This is a genomic window from Streptomyces beijiangensis, from assembly GCF_017315755.1.
GTDB lineage: Bacteria > Actinomycetota > Actinomycetes > Streptomycetales > Streptomycetaceae > Streptomyces > Streptomyces beijiangensis.
In genome coordinates this window covers 1-2,790 of record NZ_JAFLRJ010000460.1, presented here as the reverse complement: position 1 = coordinate 2,790, position 2,790 = coordinate 1, and the positions used below count along the sequence as shown (strand labels likewise).

Annotated in this window: 2 protein-coding genes and 1 pseudogene; 1 reads left to right on the top strand and 2 read right to left on the bottom strand. The window is 67.5% G+C overall.

The annotated features are described in order from the left end of the window. Nucleotides 1-22 precede the first annotated feature (22 nt). Nucleotides 23-1,576: pseudogene (pglX, locus tag J0695_RS34515) on the top strand (BREX-2 system adenine-specific DNA-methyltransferase PglX); the annotation flags it as partial. Nucleotides 1,577-1,649: 73 nt separating this feature from the next. Here the strand turns inward: pglX and J0695_RS34510 are convergent. Together J0695_RS34510 and J0695_RS34505 are read right to left on the bottom strand one after the other, a co-directional pair. Next, nucleotides 1,650-1,850, bottom strand: coding sequence for a DUF397 domain-containing protein (locus tag J0695_RS34510; protein WP_206968718.1), 201 nt, complete (start codon nt 1,848-1,850; stop codon nt 1,650-1,652). Next, nucleotides 1,847-2,722: a Scr1 family TA system antitoxin-like transcriptional regulator gene (locus J0695_RS34505; RefSeq protein ID WP_206968719.1), complete on the bottom strand. Its 876-nt coding sequence runs from the start codon at nt 2,720-2,722 to the stop codon at nt 1,847-1,849. Before J0695_RS34505 ends, J0695_RS34510 begins: the two co-directional genes overlap by 4 nt. Between the last annotated feature and the right edge of the window lie 68 nt (nt 2,723-2,790).

Below are 2,790 nucleotides of genomic sequence, written 5' to 3'. Positions count from 1 at the left end.
GTAGCTTGATCACCGGGGCGGGAAGGTGTTCAACCGTTCCGCCCCGGTGATCAAGCTACCGGAAGGTGCAACGGAGCAGCGGCACCTGGAGCTGCTGGAGGTACTGAACTCGTCAGTGGCTTGCTTCTGGCTCAAGCAGGTCAGCCAGGCCAAGGGAGGCACCGACAATTCCAGTGGAGGCGGCAACCGCTGGACATCCGAAGCCTGGATCGACCGCTACGAGTTCACTGGCACCAAGCTCCAAGAGTTCCCCCTCCCTGCCGAGCTCCCGCACTCCTTGAGTCTCGAACTCGACACCCTCGCCCAGAAGTTCGCCCAGCTCGAACCCTCCGCCCTCGCCGCCTTCTCACCTCCCACCCGCGAAGCCCTGGCCGAAGCCCGCACCGAGCAGGACCGAATCCGCGCCAGGATGATCCTCCTCCAGGAGGAGTTGGACTGGGTCGTGTACGGGCTGTACGGGCTCCTCACGCCCGCCGAGGTCGCGCGCACCACACTCTCCGGCGATCCCTCCACCCTGACCGACGCAGACGTACCCCAACTCGCCCTCGGCCAGCGCGCGTTCGAGATCGCGCTCGCCGCCAGCGACACGGACACCGCGTGGTTCACGCGGCACGGCTCCACCCCCGTCACCGAGATCCCCTCCGACTGGCCTGAGCCCTACCGCAGAATCGTTGAGGCGCGCCTCGACCTCATCACGCACGACAAGGACATCCGCCTCATCGAGCGCCCCGAGTTCAAGCGGCGCTGGTCCTCCGAACCGTGGGAAAAGCGCGAGGCGGCCGCACTCCGCACCTGGCTGCTCGACGCCGCCGAACGCGAAGAGCTGTGGTTCGAGGAGGACGACGGGTACGACGCCCCCCGCCCCCTCACCATCTTCCAGCTCGCCGACGCCCTCCGCCACGACGAGGACGTACAGGCCGTCGCCGCGCTCTACGCCGCCGACCACCTCAACAAGCGTGACGTCCCCCTATCCACGGTCCTCACTGCCGTCATCGAACCCGAGCACGTGCCCCACCTCGCCGCTCTCCGCTACAAGGACTCCGGCCTGCGCAAGCGCGTCCAGTGGGAGCGGGTCTGGGAGCAGCAGCGCGAGGAGGACGAGAACGAGGACGGCGAGCGGCTGGACATCAAGCCCCCGCCGAAGTACACCGGTGCCGACTTCCTCAAGCACAGCTTCTGGTCGAACCGCGGCAAGCTGGACGTCCCCAAGGAACGGTTCGTCTCCTACCCCGGCTCCGCCCCAGACAACGACACGTCCCTGCTCATCGGCTGGGCCGGCTGGAACCACCGCCAGCAGGCCGAAGCCCTGGTCTACATCCTCAACGACCGCCTGGAGCGCGAGGGTTGGGTCAAGGAGGACCCCCGCTTCATCCCCCTCCTCGCCGGTCTCGCGGAGATCCTGCCCTGGGTGCAGCAGTGGCACGACGCCTACGACGAGGAGTTCGGGGGCAACCCCGCCGAAGACCTCCGCTCCGCCCTCCGCGCGGGCCTCCTCAACCGCGAACTCACCCAGACCGACCTCGACGACTGGCGCCCCGAGAAGAAGCGGGGCGGAAGGCGCGCGGCAGAGAAGTAGGATCGCCGCCCGAACACGCTTGAGGGGCCGGAGACTTCACAATGCCGAAGTCTCCGGCCCCTCCGCGTGCCGTTCAGCCGCGCGCGGCCAGCCGCAGGAACGCGGCCCATTCCGCCGCCCCGACCGCGAGAACCGGCCCGGCGGCCCGCTTGGAATCCCGTACGCGGACAGTCCCAACCGCCCGCGCGACCTCCACACACTGACCACCGTCTCCAGCGCTGTAACTGCTCTTCACCCAGACCGGGTTCGTCTGCTTGTCACTGTTCGTCGTCACAACTCTCCCAAGAGCGTCTCGATCCAGCCCATCGACTCCTTCGGAGTCAGCGCCTGGGCCCGCAAGATGCCATATGTGGCTTCAAGATTCTGGACCTTTACCGGGTCCGAGTGGATCGCGCTCTGACTCTGCGCCTCCACATAGCCCATCCTGCGCCGCGTCTTGCTGAGGATCAATGTGAACGCCCCTGCCAAGCCTGCGTGTTCATCGCGGTCGATCGGCATGACCTGGATCTCGACGTTCCTCTGGTGCCCCACCAGGATGAGCTGTTCCAACTGGCACCGCAGGATGTGCGGCCCGCCGAGGGGTCGCCGAATGACCGCCTCTTCAATGACGAAACTCAGCAGCGGGGCGGGACGACGAGCGAAGAGCTTCTGCCGATCCAGCCTGGCAGCCAGCCGCTGTTCGACGGTGTCTTCGTCCAAAAGTGGCCGCCACATCGCGAAGACGGCCCGCGCGTACTCCTCGCACTGAAGCAGCCCGTTCACCACTTGCGAGTCGTAGGCGTGGAGCTCCGTGGCCTCGGCCTCCAGGCGTACGTACTCCCGAAAGAACCCCGGGTACCGCGCCCGCCCCAACTCCGCCTTCATCGCGGAAAGCACCCCGCCCGCGCCCACCGCCCGGTCCACCGCGTCCACAAGCTCCGGCTTCGGGATCCGTCGCCCCTGTTCCACCGAGGCGATCTGCGCCTCCCCGTAGCCGACGAGCACGGCCAGCTCCGCCTGGGTGAGTCCGGCGGCTTCGCGCAGGAGTTTCATCTGGCGTCCGAAGCAGCGCAGGAACCCATTCCCGGGGTCGGCCGTATCTTCGGCCCCATACCCGGCCCCACCCTGCTCCCCGATCGCGCCGACCGTCCCGATCACCGTGTCCATACCGCGCCGCTCCTCACCCGCCGCCCACCAACTCCGCTCACCCACAACGGAATTCAGCAGAGTACGGG

Coding starts and splice junctions, on each gene's coding strand:
- J0695_RS34505 (WP_206968719.1), bottom strand. CDS start 2,722: ATGGACACGGTGATCGGGACGGTCGGCGCGATCGGGGAGCAGGGTGGG.